Below are 23,834 nucleotides of genomic sequence, written 5' to 3' on the forward strand. Positions count from 1 at the left end.
CAGTTGCGTCCCAGACGCGAGCTTTGAGCGGTGCTTTCTGTCGTTTCAGATTTCTTCTCCCCACAATAAAACCACCCCCCCTTGTTAAGGGGGGCTAGGGGGGATCGAGATATGTGCAGCCTCATAAAAAATTGGTATTAGTTTTATATCTTAGATTCATCTGTGGAGTCAATTCTTTAATCTAAAATCTAAAATCTCAAATCGATGGGATCGGAAGAAGTCGCGCTTTCGCCGGACAACTCCGACTGCGATTGGCTGCTGTAAAACCGCTGGCTCATCCCTAAAATTACTTGTTTCATTACCCAATACAAAGCAGCAATTACTAAAAAGGTTACAGCCATTACTAAAACCGGACGCTTGCCAATCAAATCGTTCATTACGGTGTTAACCAGCGCATCGGGGTTAGTCAGAATGTCCCAACTGTTGAAGCGGATAAATCGCCCTAAATAAATGCCGATCGCCGAAAGTGCGTGTATAGTTATCTCCGTTGCCAGGATAAACTTACTCCAACCCTGTTGCTTCAAATAGTAACCCAAATTCATCACCGACAGCACGTAAGCTCCAAATCCCGCCAGCATAAACACCAAATATTGCGGAATCAAAGCCAATGTAACCACCCACACCGAGTTCCCCTCTTTAATCTGCTCGATCAGGTGAATGATATCAGTTAAAACGTAGGGCGCATTGGGCAAAAATGCGATAAACGCGAAAAAACCGCCCCACCAGCGGAGAGAGCGAACTCCGCGCTGCCGCAGTACCCAGATATCTACAGCCATCAGTGCGAGTGTAATGACGATCGCCCCCAAAATGTAAGTTTTGCCCACATCTTGCACAATGTGCTTCAGATAGGCCAAAAAATGGCGCGTGCTGGGCAAAAAAGTAGCGCCTAGGAGAATGCCCGTAGCCCACATCAGCCAGCGCGATCGGGGTTTGCGGAACAGCCAAAAACTCAGGCCCAGCGGTACTAAAGCCAAAAACAAATTCCAAGACATCCAGCGGACATTGTGTCCCATTGCTTCCAGCGCTTCCAGGATTAATCCCATCATGTCAATTTTTATACAGTTAAAGGTTTGATGCAGCACCGCTTCCTTAGCAGCTTCAATCTATCTTAGTCGTTAATTTGTAGGGTGCGTCAGCTTATGGCTCCTGGCTGTGCGCCTGAAAATCAAGAACTGCTGACACAGCCTAGCAGTGTGGAGTCAATCGATTTTAGATTTTAGATTTTAGATTTTAGATTTTAGAATTGAAGCATTGACCCCACGGATAAATTCGGGGGCGCCTTTATCGGATACAGGTTTTTTATTTCTGGACGGATGAATCCGGGGGCTTGTACCCTAGATGCTTTCGGTCAATCTCAAATCTCAAATCTCAAATCGACTGACGCACGCTACTACTTATACACTTTGTCGATCGGAATCTGAATCCTAAAAGTCGTTCCGCATCCTATGGACGAAATACACTCAATCTTGCCGTTGTGCTTTTCCACCACAATCGAGTGCGCGATAGACATTCCCAACCCCGTACCTTTCCCCACAGCTTTTGTAGTAAAAAACGGGTTGAAAATTCGATCGACTATCCCCTCTGGAATGCCCGTACCGTTATCGGAAATTTCCACCATTACAGTGTTCTGGGCCGTTACAAAAGTGCCAATAACAATCCGACCGCTCTTTGTCTCTGATTCGGGAACCGATAACTTTTGATATCGTTCTTCAATAGCATCAATTCCATTAGCAATAATATTCATAAACACCTGGTTCAGTTGGCTCGCATAGCACTCCACCAGCGGCAGTTTCCCGAACTCCTTAATTATTTCAATTTCCGGGCGGCTGTCCCGACTCTTCAAGCGGTGCTGCAAAATTAACAAAGTGCTTTCAATTCCCGCGTGAATATCGACCGGCTTCATTGCCGATTCGTCCAGCCGCGAGAAATTTCTGAGAGACAACACAATTTGCCGGATGCGTTCGGTTCCTACCTGCATCGAACCCACCAGTTTTCTTAAATCCTCAGCCATGAAACCCAAATCAATCTCTTGAATGCGATCGACAATTTTTGAATTAGGTTCGGGATACTCCTGTTCGTAAAGAGTCACCAGATCGAGCAACTGTTTTGTATACAGGTTGAGATAATCAATGTTAGCGTGAATGAAGTTAACGGGATTATTAATTTCGTGAGCAATGCCAGCAACTAATTGCCCCAAAGAAGACATTTTTTCAGTTTGAATGAGCTGAGTTTGAGTAGATTGCAATTCTAGCAGCGCTGACTCTAAATCTCGAGCTTTTTCTCTTTCTCGCGACTCGCTTTGTCGCAGTGCTTCCTCTGCTTGCTTCCGAGTCGTAATATCCTGGGAAACTCCAATTATTACCTTAACCTGAGCGTCCCCATTCCTACTAAAAATAGTATCCCGACTTTGCAGCCACAAAAATTGACCGTCTGCTGCCAGCATCCGGTACTCAATTTCCCTAGTTTCGCCATCTTCAATTCCTGCAAAGCTGGCGTGATATTTCACGATTTTAGGCAAATCTTCGGGGTGTATTAACTGAGGTATGAGTGACGAATCCATCGCTGTAATTTCGTCGCTGGTATAGCCCAAAAGCGCGAGCAGTGAATTATTAGTGTAGATATTCCGCTGTTCTTCCAAGTCGTAGAGATACAAAATACCGGGAGTAGCATTGGCTACTTTTTGAATGAACTGCTGGCTTTCTTGCAAAGCTAATTCAGCTTGTTTGCGATCGGTAACATCAACGGTGATGCCGTCCCAAAGAATATCGCCGTTTTCTTTAGCTTCAGGACGCGAATTTGTTTGAAACCAGCTAATCTTTCCTGAAGGCAGTACCAGCCGTCCTTCCCACTGCCAAGGTTGCAAAGTTTGCGCTGAAATAACGACAGATTCGTCATAATTTTGGCGGTCTTCGGGATGAACCAAATCTATTAGCAAAGCCGAATTTTGCATAACAGCTTCTGGTTCTAACTCAAACATTTCTAGGGAACCAGGACTCATGTAAGGGAAGCTAACAGAGCCATCTGCACGCAGCAAACATTGATAAATGATTCCCGGCAAATTTGCCGACAGCTTTTGGAATCTTGCTTCGCTTTCCCGCAGTGCTTCCTCTGCTTGTTTGCGCTCAGTAATGTCAGTAATTGAACCAACCATGCGGACTGCTTTTCCAGATGCGTCCCACAAAGCTTGTCCCCGACTCAATATCCATTTGTAGGCGCTATTGTAGCACCACAAACGGTATTCGGTGATGTAATGCGGTGTTTTTCTCTCCCAGTGTTCTTGAAGGAGTTGCTGAGAAATAGCTAAATCATCTGGATGTAAACTCTTCTGCCATTTGTTATTGTAATCGCTAATGTCACTATCTTCGTAACCAGTGATTTCCTTAAAGCGATCGGACACAAAAAGTTCTTTTGTTTGTAAGTCCCAGTCCCAAATGCCGTCATTGTTGCCTTTGAGCGCTAACTGCCAGCGTTCTTCAGTTTGCATCAATTGAGCAGTTCTATCTTTGACTCTATTTTCTAGTTCGTGATTGAGCTGTTTGAGACTTTCTTCTGCCTGGTTGCGTTCGATCGCAATTCCTGCTAAATTCATGGTCGCTTCTATTAGTTGCAGATCGATAATTGGGGGGTGGCACGGTTGGGAATAATACATTCCAAAAGTTCCTAAAACTTGACCCTGAGATGATAAAATAGGAGTAGACAAGCAAGCTCTCAGTCCAAAACTCAAGGCTAAATCTCGATAATTTTCCCACAAAGGATCGCTGGCAATATCTGTAACGAGCACCTGTTGGCGGGTAAAGGCAGCAGTGCCGCAGGAGCCTGCATCCGGGCAGATGGCTCTGCCATGAATAGCAGCATTGTAACTGTCGGGTAAACTGGGCGCGGCTCCGTGCAGCAAATGTTTGCCGTCTGGAGCTAGAAGCAATATCGAACCGATGACATCTCTAGATTGCTGTTCGATTATTTCAACTAAAGTATTTAAAGTATCGCCCAGAGGAGCGCCCTTAGCAATCATTTCTAAAATTTGTTTTTGACCGGCCAACCAACTTTCAGCTTGCTTGCGCTCCGTAATATCGCGGGCTATCCAAATAACAGTGTTTTCCTGCATTGGCGAAATGTTAGCGACAAACCAAACTTCTTGGTTGTCAATTTGCAGGCTGTATTCTATGGAATGGGTCTGTTTTTTGTCGGCGGTAAGTTGAATTTGACTGAGGAAAAAATCTGCTGTTTCTGGTGGCAGGATATCGTGCAAAGTTTTGCCTATAAGTTCCGCCGACGGTTTGTATAAAAATTCTGGATTTGTGGGCACAATTTTCAGATAACGTCCCTCAATATCAATGACAAAAATTACGTCGTTCATGGCTGCGAACAAAGCCCGCAATTCTGATTCTGAAGCTTGCAGGGCGATTTCAGCTTGTTTGCGATCGCTAATATCCGTCCCGATACCAAGCAGTCCTGCCAAATTTCCCTTCGCATCTAGTAAAGGTTTATTTGTCCACGCTATCCACGCCCTTTCTCCATTGCGGCGGATGTTTTCATTTTCGTTTTGGAAGTATTTTTCCGGCTGTGCCAAACAGTCTCGAATCATTGCCGCGAGGTCACTTTCGGATAAATCTGTTTCCGGTATAATTGTGCCGATCGCACTTTTGCCGATAATTTCTGATTCTGAATACCCGAAAAAAGTTTCAGCAAACTCGTTAAAAAAAGTAATCTTGCCTTCACTGTCTAACTGCACAATCATGCTGTTAGCATTCTCAACGAGTTGTCGGTACTTAGCTTCGCTCGAACGCAGTTTCGCACGGCCGTACACCCAGCTAAAAACCCCCACCCCGCTCAAAAGTGCCAGCAAGTCGCCTCCAAAGAGCAGCCACCCCCGAAACGGCGAATTCGCAGGCCATCCTCCCGCCGGAATTGCTGCCAACTGCCAGGAACCGTTGGGCAAAGTCACTTCCAGCAGCACGGGATTGTCCTGAAAAATTGACTCGTCACCGAAAAACACAGGGCCGGATGCTCCCTTCCCGTCTTTGCCCCGCAGAGCGTATTGCAGCTTCGCTGAGGAGTCGTTGAGTCCTGCTTCCTCAATCAGGGAATTTTTGTCGATGATCAGGGCTGTCAAGCCCCAGTAAACTCCTGTTTCGGGATCTGCACCGGAGGGTGTGAGAAAAATGGGCGATCGGCTGACGAACCCCACGCCCCCCCCTAATAATTTCACCGGCCCGGCAAGCAAAGTTTTTCTGCTGTTGAGGACATCTTTGACCATTTGCCGCTCTTCGGGTAGCGCCGTCAAGTCAACCCCGATCGCCGATTCATTTCCCTCCTGCGGATAAATGTAAGCCACCGTCGTGCCTTTAACTAAAGTTATGGCGCGAATGCCCGATTGCTGTGCTACCAGAATTCTCGCCGTCGCTGCAAACTCGGCTTCGGTGATGTTTGGGTTGTTGGAAATGTAAGCCACCAAACCCCGCATCAGAAATAGCCGGGAATTTAAAGAGCCTTCTAGCTTAGAACGGACTGTGCTGAGCCGATCGAGCGTGGTAGTGCGGTTGTGCTGCAAAAATCGTTGTTGTTCCGATCGGTCTAAAATGCAAACTCCGACCAAAATTGCTACTGATGCCGAAATTGCTGCTAAATACGGTGAAATTTGGAATTTTTTAACCTTAAAGTATTCCATCTGCCGGCAGTTAAAGTATATTTTTAAGTCTTTAGATAGATTTAGTTTAGTTTGATTTCTCTACGCAAGTGCAAGATTCCGACCCTAACGGGCTTTTGGCAAGCCCGCCCGAGTTTTGTGTGCTGTGGAACGCCCGTCGCCGATCGCTGGGGATCGGGTAGGATGCGCGCACCGGGAGTACGGTTCCGGCCCGATCGCGCACCCGAAAAACGGGATTTATTGGTTAAAATAAGGTGAGCAATAATTTTTTTCAGCCCTGGGCGCGAATCATTCATAGAGGCAATTTAATGCAGGAACAGTTGATGGAAGCGATCGCACCTTACCGCGATCGCGTAGATTATCTAGAAGTTCGGCTCGAACAAAGCGAGTCAACTGCAATTAGTTTTCGCGGCCCTCAGTTAGATGCTGTCAACCGCAGTTTCAGTCTCGCCGGCGGCATCCGCGCCTGTCACAAAGGCGGCTGGAGTTTTGTAACTTTTAACGGTTTAGCTGAGTTAAAAGATCGCATTGAAGAAGCTGTCGTTCAGTCTCGTTTGGTTGGCAGCGAAAAAACTCTACTAGCAGATGTCACCCCGATTCAAGATTATGTAGCGGTGGAATTGGGCCGCGATCCCCGCTCTATTACTTTAGCAGAAAAACGGAAATTGCTCGAATCTTACAACCAGTTGCTGTTAGATTACGACCCGCGAATTCAGACGACAATGGCCGGTTACAGCGACAGATTCGGCATTACTTATTTTGTGAATTCTCAAGGTACTTGCATCGCTCAAGAGCGCTTGGACGTGACGGGGCGTTTCGGGGCGATCGCCCGCGGCGAGGGCGGTGTCGTCCGCCAAGGGTTTGAGTCGATTCACTCGCGATCGGATTACGATGTCTTGACAAATATTGAAGATCGTGTTAAAAGTGCTGCCGTTCGAGCTGTAAGCCAACTAGAGGCAAAATCGGTGAAAGGCGGTCAGTATCCGGTGATTTTAGACCCTTATTTGTCGGGGGTTTTTATTCACGAAGCTTTCGGGCATTTGTCGGAAGCAGACGGCATTTACGAAAACCCGAAAATGCAGGAATTGTTGACTTTGGGCAAGCCTGTGGCGATCGAACAATTGAATGTAATAGACGACGCAACTGTGCCGGGATTGCCGGGAACTTTGAAATACGACGACGAAGGTGTGCCGGCTCAGTGCAAGCATTTAATTAAAAATGGAGTTTTAGCAGCGAGAATGCACAATCGCGAGACTGCGGGCAAAATGGGCGAAAGTCCGACGGGAAATGCCCGGGCTCTGAGCGCTACTTTTATGCCTTTGGTGCGGATGACTAATACTGCGATCGAGTCTGGCGAACATTCTTTTGACGAAATGGTTGCCGACATTGACGAAGGAGTGTATGCAGTGCGGATGTTGGGAGGACAAACCAACGGCGAAATGTTTACCTTTGCCGCGGCTCAAGGGTTCATGATTCGCAACGGTAAATTGGCCGAACCGGTGAGCGATGTCACCTTAAGCGGTAATGTATTTCAGACTTTAAAAGATATTGAGTCGATAGGAAACGACTCAGTTTATGCCTACGGCGGTTGCGGCAAAGGCGGCCAAAGCGGTTTGCCCGTAAGTGTCGGCGGCCCCCATTTGCGGATTAAAAATGTCGTCGTCGGAGGAAGATAATCCTTAGTCATTAGTCATTAGTCATTAGACCTCTTGCAAAAATAATTAGGACGGGCAAGATGCCCGTCCCACAAAAAACATTTTTCCTTGTGGAACGGGCATCTTGCCCGTTCCAAAATTTGATTAAAAGGACTTTTGCAAGAGGTCTATTAATTATTAGTTCAAAACTTACGCAACTGGCACGTGGTGAAGGCGCGATCGCGCCCTCACCCATCACCTTAACCAGTCCGAGACATTAGACCTCTTGCAAAAATCCTTTCATCAATTGATGGAACGGGCTCTCCGGCCCGTTCCACAAGAGTTGTTTTTTCTTGTGGAACGGGCCGGAGAGCCCGTTCTAATTATTTTTGCAAGAGGTCTATTGACAAGCTGACAACAACTCAAAATTTACTACTGTCTTTCACTCGCGCTGAGTGCGATGCCGTTACCAAAGGTGTAAATTTCCGCACATCAATTCGCACAACGAATAAGCTTAACTTTTACTGATTTCCCGTTCTTTTAGCCAATTTTATTCCCCTTAACTCGCCTTCATTTGTACCCGCTCGCGTTGCCTAATGGGAATCTCAATCACAAATTCTGCACCCCCATCTGGCTGCGATAAACACTTCAAATCTCCGCCGTGCTTATCCACCACAATCTGATAGCTGATCGATAACCCCAAACCAGTTCCTTGACCCACAGGTTTAGTTGTGAAGAAAGGACTAAACAGCCGCGTTCTTACCTCGCTCGTTATCCCCTGCCCATTATCTTTAACACTTATTCTTACCCAATCGCGATTCAGAATAGAAGTACGAATCGTAATCGTACTAGGCTGGTTTTTTATTTGCTCCGGGCTGCGTGTTTTATCATAGTGATTCAAGGCATCAATTGCATTGCTCAGCAAATTCATAAATACCTGATTCAACTGACTGGCATAACATTCTATTTTAGGCAAATCTCCGTATTCTTGAATAATTTGAATAGGTGGACAATCAGGCTTAGGCTTGAGCCGACTCTGCAAAATGACTATAGTGCTGTCGATTCCCTCGTGAATATTAACGGGTTTCATGTCAGCTTCGTCAAGGCGCGAGAAGTTCCGCAACGTCAGCACAATCTGACGGATACGTTCAGCCCCTACTTTCATCGAAGATAGCATTTTAGGCAGATCCTCTCTGATAAATTCCAGCTCTATTTTCTCAATTAAAGCTTCGATTTCAGGATGATTATAGGCATCATGCTGCTGGTAAAGCTTGATTAAATCCAATAGATGCTGAGTGTACTCATTAACATAAGTTAAGTTGCCATATATGAAGTTAACAGGATTGTTAATTTCGTGGGCAACACCGGCAACAAGCTGTCCTAAGCTAGACATTTTCTCAGTCTGAATAAGCTGAGCTTGGGTGCGCTGTAAATTTTCGAGTGCCATTTCTAGTTGAATAGCTTTTTCTCGCTCTCGCGCTTCCGATTGCTGCAATTTCTCCTCTCTTTCTTGGCGGGAGCGCTCGTTTTCCTTTAGCTGTTGTACGTGGGACAATGTTTTGTTAATTGTAATTTCTAAATCCTGAAAATTTATAGGCTTAGTCAAAAAATCAAAGGCTCCGGCGTTCATCGCCTTTCTAATATTTCCCAAGTCGCCATAAGCCGATATAACTATTGTTTTGACTAGGGAAGCTATCTGATTAAGTTTCTCTAGCAAAGTGATACCATCCATAACTGGCATATTAATGTCAGTCAGCACAATGTCTATATCCGGTTGTTCTTGTAACTTTGCCAGCGCTTCTACGCCATTATACGCAAAAAAAACCTGGTATTCTTCCGCACGGATCTTTTTTCTAAATTTCTGGCAAATTAGAGATTCTAAATCTGGCTCGTCATCCACAAACAGTATTTTTGCTGACATATTGCGATATTTTTCGGTCGGATGCGACATTTTTTGCCCCTTGCATTGATTAACTTATTTGAGTAATATTTATATACTTTAAGTTTATTATATATTATTGCAATAGTCATGAAAAAGCTGATTTCTACAATGGCAAACCTAACGGCTGTAATAGGCTCTGAGTTTGGTAGAGGGCGATTTATTAGCTCAAATCGAGTTCAGCCTTAGTTTGTCTGATTGGAATTTCAATCCAGAACTCCGCTCCTTCCCCCACCTCTGAAACACATTTCAATCTGCCCCCATGCTTTTCCACTATAATTTGGTAGCTGATATAGAGACCCAAACCAGTACCCTGACCTACAGGCTTAGTAGTAAAAAAAGGTTCATAAATACGGTCTTTCACGTCTGCGGCCATTCCCAGCCCGTTGTCCCGAATTTTAATGACGACACGGGAATTTTCCTCTAGCAGAACAGTGCGAATAGTAATGGCGTTCTGGACATCCGAGATGTCATCTAGTGACCGTTGTTTATTGTACTCATTCAAAGCATCAATCGCATTAGAAAGAATGTTAATAAACACCTGATTTAGTTCTCCAGCATAGCATTCCACTAAAGGCAGATGGCTGTACTCCTCAAACACTTGAATCTTTGGACGCGATGCCGTTGTTTGAAGTCGATTATCCAAAATCAGCAGGCTGCTTTTGATCCCTTCGTGAATATCAACAGACTTTATGTTAGCTTCATCCAGCCTTGAGAAGTTACGCAAAGACAAAACAATCTTGTGAATGCGGTTAACGCCACATTTCATCGAAGCCAGAGTTTGGGATAAATCTGCTATCATAAATTCTAAATCTATGGCTTTGATTTCAGCTTCAATCTCAGAACAGGGTGGGTTGTAGTGCTGCTGATAGAGATTTAGCAGGTGGGTTAGGTTGTTGATATAATCACTGACGTGGCTGATATTGCCATAGATAAAGCTAGCAGGGTTGTTAATTTCATGAGCAATTCCCGCAACCAGTTGACCCAAAGAAGACATTTTTGCGGTCTGAATTAGTTGAGCTTGGGTCTTTTTTAGCTCTTGCATAGCTTGTTGTAAATCCTGAGCTTGTTCTCTAGCACGAGCTTCTGATTCCCGCAAGCGCTGGTTTTCTTTTAAGTGTTGCACCTCACGCAGCGTTTTGTTGATGGTAATCTTTAAATCCTCCAAATCTATCGGCTTGGTTAGAAAGTCAAAGGCACCTAATTTCATGGCATTTCTGATATTTTCCATGTCGCTATAGGCTGATATAACTATTGTTTTCAGGTGTAGGTCTATTTGATTAAGTCTAGATAGTAAAGTCAGGCCATCCATTTCAGGCATATTAAGGTCGGTCAATACTATATCGATATCCGGGTGTTCTTTCAATTTTTCCAGCGCTTCTACACCATTACGAGCAAAAAAAATCTGCCATCCTTCCGTGCGGATATTTTTTCTAAATACCTGGGAAATTACATATTCTAAATTTTCTTCGTCATCTACAAACAGTATTTTTGTTGACATATTAGTCTCTCAGTTGCTAGTAGAACCCTGAAGGGAGAAGGAGATGATGGGAAGGGACCAATTGCCAATTACCAATTATGTTTTATGGTGAATTTACTCCAAATTGATTATTTTATTTTTCAGGCTATCAAAATTAACGGGTTTAGTAATATAGTCATCAGCTCCATAAGCGATTGCGGTTTGGTAATTTCTTTCATCTCCATAAGCGGTAATCATAAAAACTTTTAGATCGGGAAACTTTTCTTTGATAATTCTCAGCAGTTCTATGCCATTCATTCCTGGCATATTAATATCGGACAAAATCAAAACAATCGACGCTTCTTTATGATTTTCTAAGTAGTCCAATGCCGCCTCTGCTGACAGGGCAAAATAAAAGTGGATTTGCCCTGCTTTGATTTCTTTTCTAAATTTTTGAGTAAACAAAGACTGAATATCTTCCTCGTCGTCTACAACCATTACTTTCATTTTTTTACTCCTGAATCTCTGCTATTTTTTTCGGCAATGTGATGATAAACTCTGTGTAATTTCCTACTTCTGTTTCGACTTTTAGTTCTCCGCGATGTTGCTGGACGACAACATCGTGACTGATAGAAAGACCTAAACCAGTACCTTCTGCTGGTGGCTTTGTCGTAAAAAATGGATTGAAAATTTTATCGAGTACCTCTGGCTTTATACCTGCGCCATTATCGCGAATGCGGATTTCAATTCGACCGTCCAGATTTCGAGTTTTTACGTCAAGTATAGGTGAAAATTCTGACCCCATTTCTTGTTGCTTTTTATGGGCTGCATAGCAAGCATTGCTAATAATGTTAAGAAACACCCGACCTATGTCTTGTGGCACGACCTCTACTTCGCCAATGTCATTGTCATAGTCGGTTTCTATGGTAATGTTAAAAGCTGTTTCTTTAGCTCGCATCCCGTGATAGGCTAGATTGATATATTCGGTCAATAAGCTATTGATATCTGTGGCTTCCCAATGACCGCTTTGTCCCCTTGAATGCAACAGCATATTGCCAACGATTTTGTCTGCTCTTTGACCGTGTTGATGAATTTTTTTAAGATTGTGTTTGAGATCGGTTAATAGCTCGGAAATATATTCATTGGTTTCCGGCTCTAATCTTTCTCCTTGATTTCCCAGTTCTTCAAATAGTTCTTCGGTTAATTCAGCAGAAACTTCTGAGAAATTGTTGACAAAATTTAAGGGATTTCTGATTTCGTGGGCAATCCCTGCTGTTAAACTACCCAGAGAAGCTAGTTTTTCTTGGACGATAATCTGATTTTGCATCGCTCTGAGATTTGCTTCTATCCGCTGGCGCTCTTGAATTTCATTCTGCAATTGCTCCACAGTGTGGGTGAGTTCAGATGTACGCTCCTCGACTTTGATTTCTAGTTCCTCATTAGCCTTTTGCAGGGCTGACTGGGCTTGCTTGCGATCGGTGATATCGCGGACGATCGCCACATATTCTTGCAGATCCTGATTGTTTATCGAAGCGCTTTGAGAGAATCGGTCTGAGATGGCAACTTCTAGAATGCGCGAGTCGCGATCGGGTTGGTTGAGAGTTTGTTCGCTGCGACTGAGCCACCGATCGGGCTGAGAACCTAATCCGGGTAGAAATTTGTTGAGGTAAGACCCAATTAGTCTAGTAGAATCTATTCCGAAGACGCTTTCAGCAGCGGGATTAGTCTGGCGAATTACACCATTTTCATCCAGCACTACGATCGCATCTAGGGCAATGGTAAATAGCTGTTCTGCTCCCTCTCGTGCTTCATCCATTGAGACGACTTGGGGTAAACTCGTCCAGCAGGCGATCGCCACCGCCACAAAAGCAACTAACAAAAGCAGCACCAGCAAAAGATTAGAACCAACACTAGAGTTAGCGTTTAATCTGATCCCAGCACCCCAACCGATCGCCACAGCGCTACAGACCAGTAAAATCAGGATTACCACCTGAAACGTTACAAAATCTGCGACCAGGCGATTGCTCTGCGTCCTGTAAAGTTTAATCCACCACTCCGCATGGAAGGGGGGAAAGTTTATGCGTCGCATCGCCCCATCCGCTGCCCACAAGACGATCGGACACAGTAGACCCAGGATGAAATCTTGCCACCCCCAAGCCAATCCGCCACAAACCAAAACAACCGTCTCTACCATAAAGAAGCCTAGAGACCACCACGGCCACAGAACCTCTGGCCGCTTTCTTTGCAGCCACAGTGCTAGATGGACTGCCATAATCGAGACCAGGTAACTAATACCTGCCACGACTACTATATGAGCTAAGTCCCCCCAAATTAGAAAGAACAGGCTGACAAACAGCGTAGCCATCAGGGCCGGGCCAAAAACTCCCCGTCGAGACACCACAGCGAAGACGGGGGAAATCTTTCCGTCTACGGCAAGTTGATACAAAATGCGGGGACTGATGGAAATGCAAGTTGTCGAAGAAAGCAGCCAGCCGGAGATTACTAGGAATGTTACGAGCAGGGGGGCTGAATCGCCCCAGAAAGGTCGGGCTGCTACTATCAGACTTGAGAACGGATTGGCGGCGAGCTCTGGAGTAATGGGCGCTCGCATCACGATCCAGGAAACACCCAGAAAGGCCAGAGGCATAAAACCCGTCGAGATTCTCAAAAACCGCAGCGTTTCCCCAGGACGGCGGCTATCGGCGACAAATGAAGCAGCCGCTTCACAGGCATAAACTATAATCGTTGCAAAGAAGTACCATTTTACCCAGTCCAAAAAGCTGATGCTCGGCACGGTGGTGGGAAAAAAGCCCGGACTGTTTGGAGAGAAGGCTAACCAGCCCAACCCTTGAACGGAAAAAGTAAATAAGAATCCAATCGCCGGGATGATGAAAAATAAATGCAGGATGCTCAACGCCCTAGTGCCGCTCCAAGCCACAATCAGGGGTAGCACTGTAAATCCAATTTGCAAGAGCCGCTTCGGAAAAGTAATCCCCAATGGCTCCAGGTTAGTGGCGATCGTGTCTGTGAGCAGGATGGCGTAAAACGCCCCACCACAAGCCCAGCCTATGTAATATCCCAGGGCTGCATAAAGTCCTATAGCCGGGTAGTTTTTTAGCAGTCGAGTGGTATAGTTGGGCGTTCCTCCGGCTACGTTTGGCCAATGCTCGCCTAAGCGCTTCATTTGCAAGTTCAGCATCATACCGACGAGCATTCCAGGCAAGCAGACTAAAATCGCCCCTGTTCCGAGAGCGCCTTGGATCGCCGGCGCAATGCTCAGCCAACCGAGATGAGAAACCAGGCCAAAGCCCCAAGTTTCTAGGGAACTGAGGGTTCGCTCCAAACGCATAGGCGATCGGCTATCAAGATTTTCTCTTGGGGAAGGCTGAGTTGGTTCAGAGTTGTAGCCGTTTTCCGGCTCGTGTCGGATGCCGATCGCCATAAATTTTACCTATTATTTTTTTGGATTTTGCAGTCGCCACCCCGATCTTCCGCTTTTGAGAGTTCAACTTTTTTCTGTTAAGTATTTTTGCTTATCTTAAATTTTGGCAAGCTGCCTTTCCCAGTCAACCAGGAAAATCTATCTCAATCCATCTTCAATATTACATTTTATTTCTGACTTCTGGCTTTTACTAATTTCGCGTTCTTTTAGCCATGCCGTTTAGGGCTTCGGCTAAGTTGTTGGGTGTTTAGGGACTTCAGGCATTACAGAGAAATTGGGCCGGATTTACGCAACTGTTACAGATCCGCGTACCCGCACCCAAAAAATTAGACCGTAAACATCGAACGGGAAGTTTTAGTTGCTCACTTAAATAATTTGATAGCAGCTCGTGTTTAATTTTATATTGTTTGACCCGTTTTATCGGCTAAATTTTTGAGCGCCAACCCACACAAGTTCACGGCAAGCAATACGAGCTATTTGAGGCGTTGCTTAATCAGGGTATGAAAAAAATCAGTTGAAAATCCCCAAGCTTTGTCGATACTGGTTTCTATGACTGGCCTATTTAGCCTTTCATACCGTAAATCAGCAACGCCCAAAAATCCTTTCAATCAAATTCTGGAACGGGCAAGATGCCCATTCCACAAGAAAAAAAATTTTGTGGGATGGCCCCAGAGCCCGTCCTAGTTATTTTTGCAAGAGGTCTAATCTTCTTTCTTCCTTCTAAATAAAAACCCCGGTTTCTTGAGGAAACCGGGGTTTTTTCTACCAACTAAGAGAGGAGTCAAAACTTAACAGGTAGCGGTTGCCGGAATTCTGCTTTTTTGCACAACCGTCTCAACCAAACTACGGGCAAATTTTAGTGGCAGCTTCTTACAACTGTCTCATTTCGTCTTCCAGCACCCGAACCAAATCTTGGTTGCCGCTGGCCCTAGCTACTTCGATGCGGTGGATCAGTTGCTTGTGAATGTTAGCGCGGTGGGTTTCAGCTATTTTTTTTACGTTTTGGCGATTTGTGTTCATGGTGGACGTTCCTTATATTTAATTTGGTGTACCTGCTACTTCTCTAATATAGCGCTAAATTTCAAAAAGTATCTAAATTTACAGAAAATTTACAGTTATTGACCGATCGACCACAATAGTCTACAATCACCGCCATAAGTCAATAGTGATATCTTGACAATTTCCAGTCAATAGTGCCATCTGTAGGGACTTAGGCGTTGCCACGTCCTCCACAAGAGCTTCAAAATTAATGTGGGTCAGGCATCTTGCCTGCTGGAAACAATATAATTCCCCAGTAGGGAAAGGGCATTGCCGTGTCCAACCCAGATATGTGACTTTTAAGCGTCAGGTGTGCATGGAGCACCCAACATTACATTTAGTCAAGCGGTGGGCGGTGCGCACCCAAAATTTACTCAAAACTCAAAACTTTCCCCAGCGCCTCTACCAACTGCTGAAGGTGTGCGAGCTCGTGAGTTGCCATCAGAGAAATCCGAATTCGACTCACACTTACAGTCGGAGGCCGAATCGCGGGAGCAAAAATACCCATCTCCTTGAGTTTGCTGCCAACTGTTAAAGCTGTGGCTGCATCTTTTAACGGAAGACTGAAAATTGGGGAGAGGGAATTGCTAATGGGTAATTGGCGATTCGCAATCGCGCAATATTTGAAAGTTTCAATATTTTGTTGCAACCGCACTCGGCGTTCTGGTTCTTGCTGGACAATTCTCACAGCTTCCAAAGCAGCCGCCGTGTCAGCAGGGGTCAATGCTGTAGTATAAATCCAACTCGCAGCTCGATTGCGCAGAAAGTCAATTAAAGCAGCAGAGCCCGCAACGTAGCCGCCCAAACTTCCTAAAGCTTTGCTGAGGGTGCCAACTTGAATTAGCGGCAATCCCGTACACCCGAAATGTTCTGCACAACCGCCACCCCTAGTACCGAAAACTCCTGTAGCGTGAGCTTCATCTACTAATACCATGCAGTTAAATTGTCCGGCTAAAGCTAACAACTGCGGCAGCGGACACAAGTCCCCATCCATGCTAAAGACACTATCGGTAATAATTAAACACTTGCGATATTTCCCGCGATTTTGCTCTAGCTTGGCTTTTAAATCCTCAAGATTGCAGTGACTGTACTCTAGCGCAGTTGCACCGCTGAGTGCGGCTCCGTTTTTCAGGCTCGAATGGTTGTACTTGTCAGATAATATCAAATCGCGCTTGCCGACAAGGGATGCGATCGCCCCTAAATTCGCCAAATATCCCGAACTGAATATTAAAGCATCTTCAGTTTGTTTTAAATTAGCAATAGCAACTTCTAGCTGTCGGTGCAAATCGCGGTGTCCGCCCACTAACCTCGAACCCGTCGCACCCGTACCAAATTCCTTAGTTGCAGCAATAGCGGCTTGAATTAACCTGTCATCGCCAGCTAGTCCCAGATAATCGTTGCTGGCAAAGTTAATCAGCCTCCGACCTGCTAACTTTACCACAGGCCCGGGGCAACTTTCGATCGATTGTGGCGATCTATACCAGTGAGCCCGGCGAATAGTGTCCAGGGACTTCTCTATCCAAGCGTAAGGGTCTGCGTTCATATTGTCCAGCGATCGGGTAATACGTTATATTATCTGGTGATCAGTCCCTCGCCACCACCGAAGCATATGCCACTCACTAAAAAATACAGATTAGTCACCCGCAGCGATTTTGACGGTCTTGTCTGTGCCGTTTTGCTCAAAGAACTCGATATGATCGACGAGATTAAATTCGTACATCCTAAAGATATGCAGGATGGAAAAATCGAAATAACAAATAACGATATTAGCACCAATTTACCCTATGTTGAGGGAGTTCATCTAGCTTTCGATCACCATTTCAGCGAAACTCTCAGACACGAAAAAATCAAAATCAACCATATCATCGACCCCTATGCAGCTTCCGCAGCTAGGGTGCTGTACAAATATTATGGAGGTCGAGCCAAGTTTCCTGATATTTCTGAGGCGATGATGGCGGCAGTTGACAAATCCGATTCCGCTCAATTTGCCATAGAAGAGGTTTTGCATCCAAAAGAATGGGTGCTGTTAAACTTCATAATGGACGCCCGAACCGGCTTGGGAAGGTTTAAAGAATTTACGGTTTCCAATTATCAGTTAATGATGCAGTTAATCGATTACTGCAAAAATCATACCATCGCTCAAATCTTGCAGCTTCCAGATGTTAAAGAAAGAGTAGACCTTTACTTCGATCAAGAAGAAAAATTTAAAGAGCAAATACAGCGCTGCGCCCAAGTTTATAATAATTTAGTCGTTTTGGATTTGCGCAACGAAGATGTGATTTATGCGGGAAATCGTTTTGTAATTTACGCTTTGTTCCCCGAGTGCAACATATCGATTCACGTACTTTGGGGACTGAAACAACAAAATACTGTTTTCGCAGTTGGGAAGTCAATCTTTAACAAAACTTCTAAAACCAATATTGGGGAGTTAATGTTAAGATATGGCGGCGGCGGGCACCAGAATGCCGGAACTTGTCAGATTGAGAATGATAAAGCTAGTAAAGTTTTGAAAGAGTTAATTGCCCAGATCGAGCAAAATGGTTAAATTTGCTCATCTTTGTTGCACATTCCCGGACACACACTCTCTCTATCTGTAAAGTGCGCACTGCGCACCTTAGCCCTTAAGCAAAATAGTTAAATTGGCTTGATTTTTTTTTCAGTCAGGACTTGAGTCTTTGATTAGACCTCTTGGAAAAATCCTTTCATCAATTGATGGGACGGGCTCTCCGGCCCGTCCCACAAGAGTTATTTTTTCTTGTGGGACGGGCCGGAGAGTCCGTCCTAATTATTTTTGCAAGAGGTCTAATATTTGAATTTTCAGGACTGAAGTCCTTACTGCGAACGGGGATTTTCAGGACTGAAGTCCTTACTAAAAACGGGAGTTTACTCCTCAATGTTTTGAGCTTCTGGGTTCTGGGGGTTGAGATTTTCTGAACTATTGCCTTTGACTCGCGGCAAATGGTCTACCAAACCCATATCAAAAGCGACATCCGGCAAGTCAGCAGCGTTATATTTTCCTGGTTCAAACAATCGCCCGGGAGTAAAACAAGGCTGTTTTAATTGTACCACTTCGGTCGGTAAAAACATTCCCCTAAACATTTTGCGTTCGAGTCCCATAATTTTCGCTCCTAAAACAACTCTCGCATTAATCTTAGCAATTTTTGAGCTGCAACTTCCCAATTAAATAAATCTGCCGTCTCTCTAGCTTTTTGAGCTACCTGAAAACGCATCGGGTCTTCAACAATTTTTCGCAACTGCTGGCGAACAGACTGAAGATTTGGTTCTGCCCAATGAGGAGCATTTCTGATTTTTAGATACTGAGTATCGTAACACTCTCCTACGGGAATTAGATCGTAAGCAAGGGGATAGCAGTTAGCGGTATTGGCGTACTCTGTCGGGCCGCCGTACATAGTCATAGCGACGGGTAAACCCGCAGCAAAGGCATCCAAAATTTTAATCGCAAAACCCTCGCCGCGAAACGGAGCTAAAAAAGCATCTGCTGACAAGTATAAATCAGCTAGTTCTGCTTTAGTACAAAATTTAGGTCTTACTTGAATTTTTGACTTTAATTTGCCGATTTTTTTTTCGATATTTACGATATGTTGGACTATGGCATCAGGATTTTTGCCGCCATCTTTGATAATTAACTCTACGTTGGCATCCTCTTTAAATTCTTCATAAAAAGCTTGAATGGCTAGATCCGTTCCAAATCTATACAAATCATAAGAATTGGTCATGTGCAGAATATATTTTACATCTTTTTGCGTTTTTTGCGGTCTGGGAAAATAGAGTTGCGAGATTAAAGGATTGAAGCCGAGAGGCATAACTGATACGTTTTTAGCCGGACATCCAGCTTTTATTAAGACGTTTTTAGAATATTGGCTGACGGCTAGTTTGTGGGATGAATTGTTGACAGCATCGTAAATCCAGTAATCATAATCATCATGGTTTTTTGCGAATTCGTAATTGATCGCAAAAAGTTCTAAGTTGAGATGTCCTTTGAGTTCTTTTAAAAAATAAGGTTTCCAGTAATGAGACCATTTTATTTGGAATAAATCTGATGGTGCGGTGTTCATCCACTTCGCTAGCAGGTCGTTTTCTTCTGCTGTGGAATTGCGGGTGACGTGAGAGGCAATTTCCGAAGGTTCGACCGAAATAGGAATTCCCATTTGGTCTAATGTTTTCGCCAGGGATAGTGTAATGTCTGCGAAAGAATTAAAGTGTTGAAAGCCAACGTTAAAGTGAACCATATTTATTAGTCATTAGTCATCAGTCATTGGTCATTAGTCATTAGTTATTGTAGGGTGCGTCAGGTCAGAAGGTTTTGACTACAGACTCAGAATTTTTTCCCTGACGCACCCTACAGGCGTGTTAGTTATTGAAAGAATGTAAATGTAGGTAAGCCCCAAACGCATATCTAGTCAGTTATTTCCGATCGCAAATGGTATGGTTTTGCTAAGAAGCCGATCGCACTAAAATGACTGTACAGTCGCACCCGCGCGCCACAGCTTCCGGGATGTTCCCCTGAATCACCTGCTTCAGCAGCCCTTCGCGGCTCGCTCCCAGGACGATCGCATCGCACCGATCGTTCTGAGCCAAATCAATTAAAGCATCAGAAACCGATTTAGCGCAAACCGAAGTCGCTATTACCGAACAGCTAACCCTGCGCTTGATAAAATCCGCCGCTTGTTTTAATTCGCGGCGATCGGGTTCTGCAACAGAAGGCTGGTGAACCTGACACAATTTAATCTCCGGTACAGCACTCGCAGCCACCAAAGCAGGTAGCAGCCGCAAAGCCGCAGCTTGCTTGTAACTGCCGCGAATAGGCACCAACCAGCGGTGCAAACCCATCAGCGTGTGCAGTCCCAATTCTGGCGCCAGAATGTCTGCATTCGGCGGGGAAAGTTCCGTCTCTGGAGTCGCTGGTGAATCAGAGGCGATCGCCAATGCGGGATTATCTGCACCATCAACTCCTGCGGGCTTTAACTCCCATTCTACAGACGCATATTTCCGCCCGCTGAAAGTTGCGGAAAACTCATTTTTCTTACGTGTTGCTAATAGTTTTTCGCTCCATTTAACCAAAATCACCTCGCAGCCTGCTTGCCGAATTACGGTATCAACCACATCGCCAAAAATGCGTTCTTTCGTGGATATTTCGCCTTGCCAGCCCATCAAAATTAAATCGATATGTCGCTCCTTAATTGTCTCCAAAATCGCGTTAGGCACGTCGTGAGCTACCCGTATTTGGGTGTGGACTGGCAAGTTCCAATTGCGAACAATTCGCTCGGCTTGTTGCAGCAGGCGGCGGCTTTTTGTTGTCCGCACTGCGCTTTCTGAGGGGGAACTGTTGCGCGGTACTAAGATGATTTGCAGGCATTCTAATTCGTAATTGCGATCGCGCGCGATCGCCGCCGCCAGCCGCAGCAAAGCGGGTGCTGTTTGGGGGTTGGAAAGCGGCACTAATAAGCGGCCGTTTCCGACTTGCGGAGCCCTAGTTTGATAGACAACATAAGAAGGCTCTGGATGCGGGCCCTGGGTTGTTTCTCCGGTGAGGCGATCGGATTCAACTCGGATAATGTCGCTGCGGGTAATAATTCCCACCAAATGGCGGCCTTCTACGACCGGCAAGCGGCTGATATTGTAGTTGTTGAGCCTGTACAAAACCTCGCTTAAAGTATCCCTTGCTTTGACTGCGATCGGCTGTGGAGTCATAAATTCTTTGAGCAGGGAGTTGCCGGACAAATTGCGCTCGCTGGCATTTGCCAAATCGGTTTGACTGACAATTCCGACTAATTTGCCATCTTCAACTACTGGAAATCCTCGGTGGTGCGATCGCGAAAAAGCCTGCATCACTTCATCGAAAGTCAGCAGACTAGAAAGAGTTTCAACTCGGCGCTGCATCACGTCATCTGCGTGCAAGTCGCTCAAAGTATTGCTGGCAGCTTTTACCTTTGTCAGTTGAATGCCGTTAAAATCCAAAAGGCGATCGTACAGCGAGCCGCTCTCTACCTTTTCTGCCATTAAATAAGCAACTACAGAACAGATCATCAAAGGCAGCACTAATTTGAAATCCGCCGTAATTTCAAACACAATTACTACCGAAGTAATCGGCGCTCTAGTAACCGCGCAAAAAAACGCTCCCATTCCCGCCAAAGCGTAAGTTACCGGCGAACCAACGCCCAGGGAATCTGCCTGCACAATGCCCACCATGTGACCGAGTGCAGAACCCATAACTAGGGAAGGGGAGAACAATCCTCCCGGAGCTCCAGAAGCAGCGGAAATAATTGTCAGAAAAAAGTGTGCTACAAAAGCAATTAAACTCGTTATGCCGCTTGCTTCACCGGTCAGCAGAAACTCCCGCAAACCCGTATTGTTGCGGAAACTTTCTGGGAGAAAAGCTATTACTGAACCGCAGATTAGGCCAGCTAGAGCCACTCGCGCGGGCAAAGCTAATTTGAGCGATCGCCTGTTAAATTGCAAGCTAGCAACAATCCCTTTCGCGAACAAAGCTCCCAGCAATCCCGCTAAAACTCCTAGCAGTATGTAGAAGGGTATTTCCTGAGCCTCAAAACTGCTTTGGTACTCGCGAAGGTTCAAACTTAAACTATCGCCGCCCAAAAGCTGCGAGACAACTGCACCGATAAATGAAGCGATAATTGCAGGCCCTAAAGTCAATCCCGAAACGTCGTGCAGCAGTTCTTCAACTACAAACAAAACTCCTGCAATGGGAGCATTGAAACCAGCAGCCAATCCCGCAGCAGCACCGCAAGCAATCAATTGGCGGCGGTAATCTGGAGAAGTAGGCATCAAGTGACCGATCCAGCCGGCCAAAGATGCTCCTATTTGCACAGTAGGGCCTTGCCTGCCTAAAGTTAAACCTGAACCAACTGCTAAAATAGTGGTCAGAAGTTTGGCAACAGCTACTCGCAAATCTAAGGAAAGATTGACGCCGCCGAGAGCAGCTTTGACGTGAGGAATGCCGCTACCGGCAGTTTCGGGAGCAAAACGCTCAACCAAGAAACCTGTCAGCAACCCGCCTAATAAACCGAAAGTCGGAAGTAAAATCCAAGCGGGAATTACTGTCGATGTAGCAACTCGCCAACTGCCGAGCCATCCGACTCCTGATTTGAGTACAACGCCAGCGAGTCCGGCAACCAAGCCGATCAGACAAGCTTCAAAAATAGCTAGGCGTTTCGGTCGTAAAAACAGTTGAGATTTGATGACCCTGGAAGGTTCCCTAAGTTGTTGAGGGATAGTAATGTACGGCATAAATAGGGTTGATTGCCTGAGAATTCTCTGCTCGATCGCACTTTAGCAAAAAATCGTTCGACTTAGCAAAATATAACTAATTTTGGCGTTGCTGAATTAGGGTATGACAGGAGCCAAAATACGGGAGGGGAGTCGAAAATGATTTCCGAGATTTTGATGGGAATTGGAACATCTCCAAATTTTAGATAATGAATTAGTAATTTAATTGAATACCATAGCACTTTTCACACTTAGAATAACAAAGAGTTTTTCTTTTTAGCCGAGCCAAGTAATGTCTGAGTCTTGTATTTTCACCTTCAACTCTTGTCATAAGCTGTTGTGCATTTAATTTGTATGTTGAGGGCGGGCAGGATGCCCAACCCCTACTCCCCACAAGAGGAAAAATTTATTTGACTGTGCAATTTAAATGCGGATTAGCTTATAGGTTTTGCTAATAATTTGGTCTCCATCCGGAATAAAATTTGGGTAAACTTTCCAGCCATCTGTTACATAAAAGTAGCATTTCCATTTACTAACCTCCGCCCATAGTGGTTCAAAAGTTTTGGCACTGTGGTCGCCTAAAACCCATCCTACAATACCTGGCTTAAAATGGTCTACCGCCGTCGATTGCCAGGTTTTGTTTTTTTTTTAACCCACAAATGTTTGTAATTCATCTAATTCTCCTACTTCGGGATTTGTTTCCGGTTCGTAAAAATTTGGCAATAGTTTTCCGGCTTCTTTTACCCAATTAATGATTGTAGTATGATGTACATTCTTGACTCTTTCAATTGCTCGAAAACCCAGGCCATTAACATACATTTTGAGACATTCACGTTTAACTTCTTCTGGATATCCTCTTTGAATTTTATAATCTATAAATTGTCTTTTGCATTCGACACAAATATAATTTTGTTTGCCTTTTTTGTGACCATTTTTATTGATATGAGTTGAATTGCATTCAGGGCATTGCATAATATTGCTTTTAAATGTGTGTTATTTTTAACGCTCCGAGGACAACCTTATAATACCATAGTTCAGCAACGCCAGGAAATGATACTATTGCGGGTATCGATCCGATCGCTACTAACCCTGGAGTTGGGGAGTTTGATACTTTGATCGGCGGGGAAGGCAGTTACCGTTTCCTGTTGGGAGATAGCGATAAAATCTACTACTCTGGCGACGGTAATGCTGCGATTAGTGACTTTAATTCTGCTGAGGATGCGATCGTCCTTTTGGGAGTTAAGGACAATTATTCGCTGTCGGTTTCGGGGAATGTGACTAGCATTTTCCTGAAAAAACCCGGTCAGTCGGACGATCTAATTGCGACGGTGCAAGGGGTGACGGATTTAAATCTCGATCGACCTTATTTCACTTTCATCTAAGAGAGATATAGCCTTTATCGGGTAGATAAGGTGCGTCGCCATCTA

General features: G+C 45.0%; 14 protein-coding genes and 2 pseudogenes. 3 read left to right on the forward strand and 13 right to left on the reverse strand.

Going from position 1 to position 23,834, the window contains the following annotated elements:
• Window positions 1-188: 188 nt before the first annotated feature.
• Window positions 189-1,046 (reverse strand): DUF1361 domain-containing protein, encoded by an 858-nt coding sequence (locus QUB70_RS12530; protein WP_332980681.1) that lies wholly within the window; start codon window positions 1,044-1,046, stop codon window positions 189-191.
• Between the two features lie 344 nt (window positions 1,047-1,390).
• On the reverse strand, window positions 1,391-5,668 hold the full coding sequence (locus QUB70_RS12535; protein ID WP_332980683.1) for a PAS domain S-box protein: 4,278 nt from the start codon (window positions 5,666-5,668) through the stop codon (window positions 1,391-1,393).
• Window positions 5,669-5,955: 287 nt separating this feature from the next.
• Here QUB70_RS12535 and QUB70_RS12540 point away from each other — a divergent pair, with 287 nt between their 5' ends.
• Complete coding sequence (locus tag QUB70_RS12540; protein WP_332980752.1) at window positions 5,956-7,323, forward strand: TldD/PmbA family protein; 1,368 nt, start codon at window positions 5,956-5,958, stop codon at window positions 7,321-7,323.
• A 517-nt stretch (window positions 7,324-7,840) separates the two neighbouring features.
• Here the strand turns inward: QUB70_RS12540 and QUB70_RS12545 are convergent.
• The 6 genes from QUB70_RS12545 to bioF form a co-directional block, all read right to left on the reverse strand.
• Window positions 7,841-9,202: a hybrid sensor histidine kinase/response regulator gene (locus QUB70_RS12545; protein ID WP_332980686.1), complete on the reverse strand. Its 1,362-nt coding sequence runs from the start codon at window positions 9,200-9,202 to the stop codon at window positions 7,841-7,843.
• A 181-nt stretch (window positions 9,203-9,383) separates the two neighbouring features.
• Window positions 9,384-10,721 carry a hybrid sensor histidine kinase/response regulator gene (locus QUB70_RS12550; protein ID WP_332980688.1) on the reverse strand — a complete coding sequence of 446 codons (1,338 nt, stop codon included), beginning with the start codon at window positions 10,719-10,721 and terminating at the stop codon, window positions 9,384-9,386.
• A gap of 93 nt (window positions 10,722-10,814) precedes the next feature.
• Window positions 10,815-11,177, reverse strand: coding sequence for a response regulator (locus QUB70_RS12555; RefSeq protein ID WP_332980689.1), 363 nt, complete (start codon window positions 11,175-11,177; stop codon window positions 10,815-10,817).
• A 13-nt stretch (window positions 11,178-11,190) separates the two neighbouring features.
• Window positions 11,191-14,121: an ATP-binding protein gene (locus QUB70_RS12560; protein ID WP_332980690.1), complete on the reverse strand. Its 2,931-nt coding sequence runs from the start codon at window positions 14,119-14,121 to the stop codon at window positions 11,191-11,193.
• Window positions 14,122-14,991: 870 nt separating this feature from the next.
• Window positions 14,992-15,141: an arginine synthesis PII-interacting regulator PirA gene (gene pirA / locus QUB70_RS12565; RefSeq protein ID WP_332980692.1), complete on the reverse strand. Its 150-nt coding sequence runs from the start codon at window positions 15,139-15,141 to the stop codon at window positions 14,992-14,994.
• Between the two features lie 388 nt (window positions 15,142-15,529).
• Window positions 15,530-16,702 (reverse strand): 8-amino-7-oxononanoate synthase, encoded by a 1,173-nt coding sequence (bioF, locus tag QUB70_RS12570; protein WP_332980693.1) that lies wholly within the window; start codon window positions 16,700-16,702, stop codon window positions 15,530-15,532.
• 66 nt (window positions 16,703-16,768) lie between these two features.
• Here bioF and QUB70_RS12575 point away from each other — a divergent pair, with 66 nt between their 5' ends.
• Complete coding sequence (locus tag QUB70_RS12575; protein WP_332980695.1) at window positions 16,769-17,704, forward strand: exopolyphosphatase; 936 nt, start codon at window positions 16,769-16,771, stop codon at window positions 17,702-17,704.
• Window positions 17,705-18,042: 338 nt separating this feature from the next.
• On the opposite strand, the gene QUB70_RS12580 is transcribed toward QUB70_RS12575, so the two are convergent.
• From QUB70_RS12580 to QUB70_RS12600, 5 genes and pseudogenes are all read right to left on the reverse strand, one after another.
• The gene (locus tag QUB70_RS12580; protein ID WP_332980697.1) at window positions 18,043-18,276 is read right to left on the reverse strand and encodes a hypothetical protein; all 234 of its coding nucleotides are present in this window, start codon (window positions 18,274-18,276) and stop codon (window positions 18,043-18,045) included.
• 11 nt (window positions 18,277-18,287) lie between these two features.
• Window positions 18,288-19,409, reverse strand: coding sequence for a glycosyltransferase family 4 protein (locus QUB70_RS12585; RefSeq protein WP_332980699.1), 1,122 nt, complete (start codon window positions 19,407-19,409; stop codon window positions 18,288-18,290).
• A gap of 205 nt (window positions 19,410-19,614) precedes the next feature.
• On the reverse strand, window positions 19,615-22,428 hold the full coding sequence (locus QUB70_RS12590; RefSeq protein ID WP_332980701.1) for a chloride channel protein: 2,814 nt from the start codon (window positions 22,426-22,428) through the stop codon (window positions 19,615-19,617).
• 62 nt (window positions 22,429-22,490) lie between these two features.
• Window positions 22,491-22,738, reverse strand: a pseudogene (locus tag QUB70_RS12595) (hypothetical protein); the annotation flags it as partial.
• A gap of 110 nt (window positions 22,739-22,848) precedes the next feature.
• Window positions 22,849-23,379: pseudogene (locus QUB70_RS12600) on the reverse strand (IS1 family transposase); the annotation flags it as partial.
• Between the two features lie 140 nt (window positions 23,380-23,519).
• Here QUB70_RS12600 and QUB70_RS12605 point away from each other — a divergent pair.
• Window positions 23,520-23,789, forward strand: coding sequence for a hypothetical protein (locus tag QUB70_RS12605; protein WP_332980703.1), 270 nt, complete (start codon window positions 23,520-23,522; stop codon window positions 23,787-23,789).
• The last annotated feature ends 45 nt before the right edge of the window (window positions 23,790-23,834 follow it).

It is taken from the genome of Microcoleus sp. A003_D6 (assembly GCF_036702825.1).
GTDB lineage: Bacteria > Cyanobacteriota > Cyanobacteriia > Cyanobacteriales > Microcoleaceae > Microcoleus.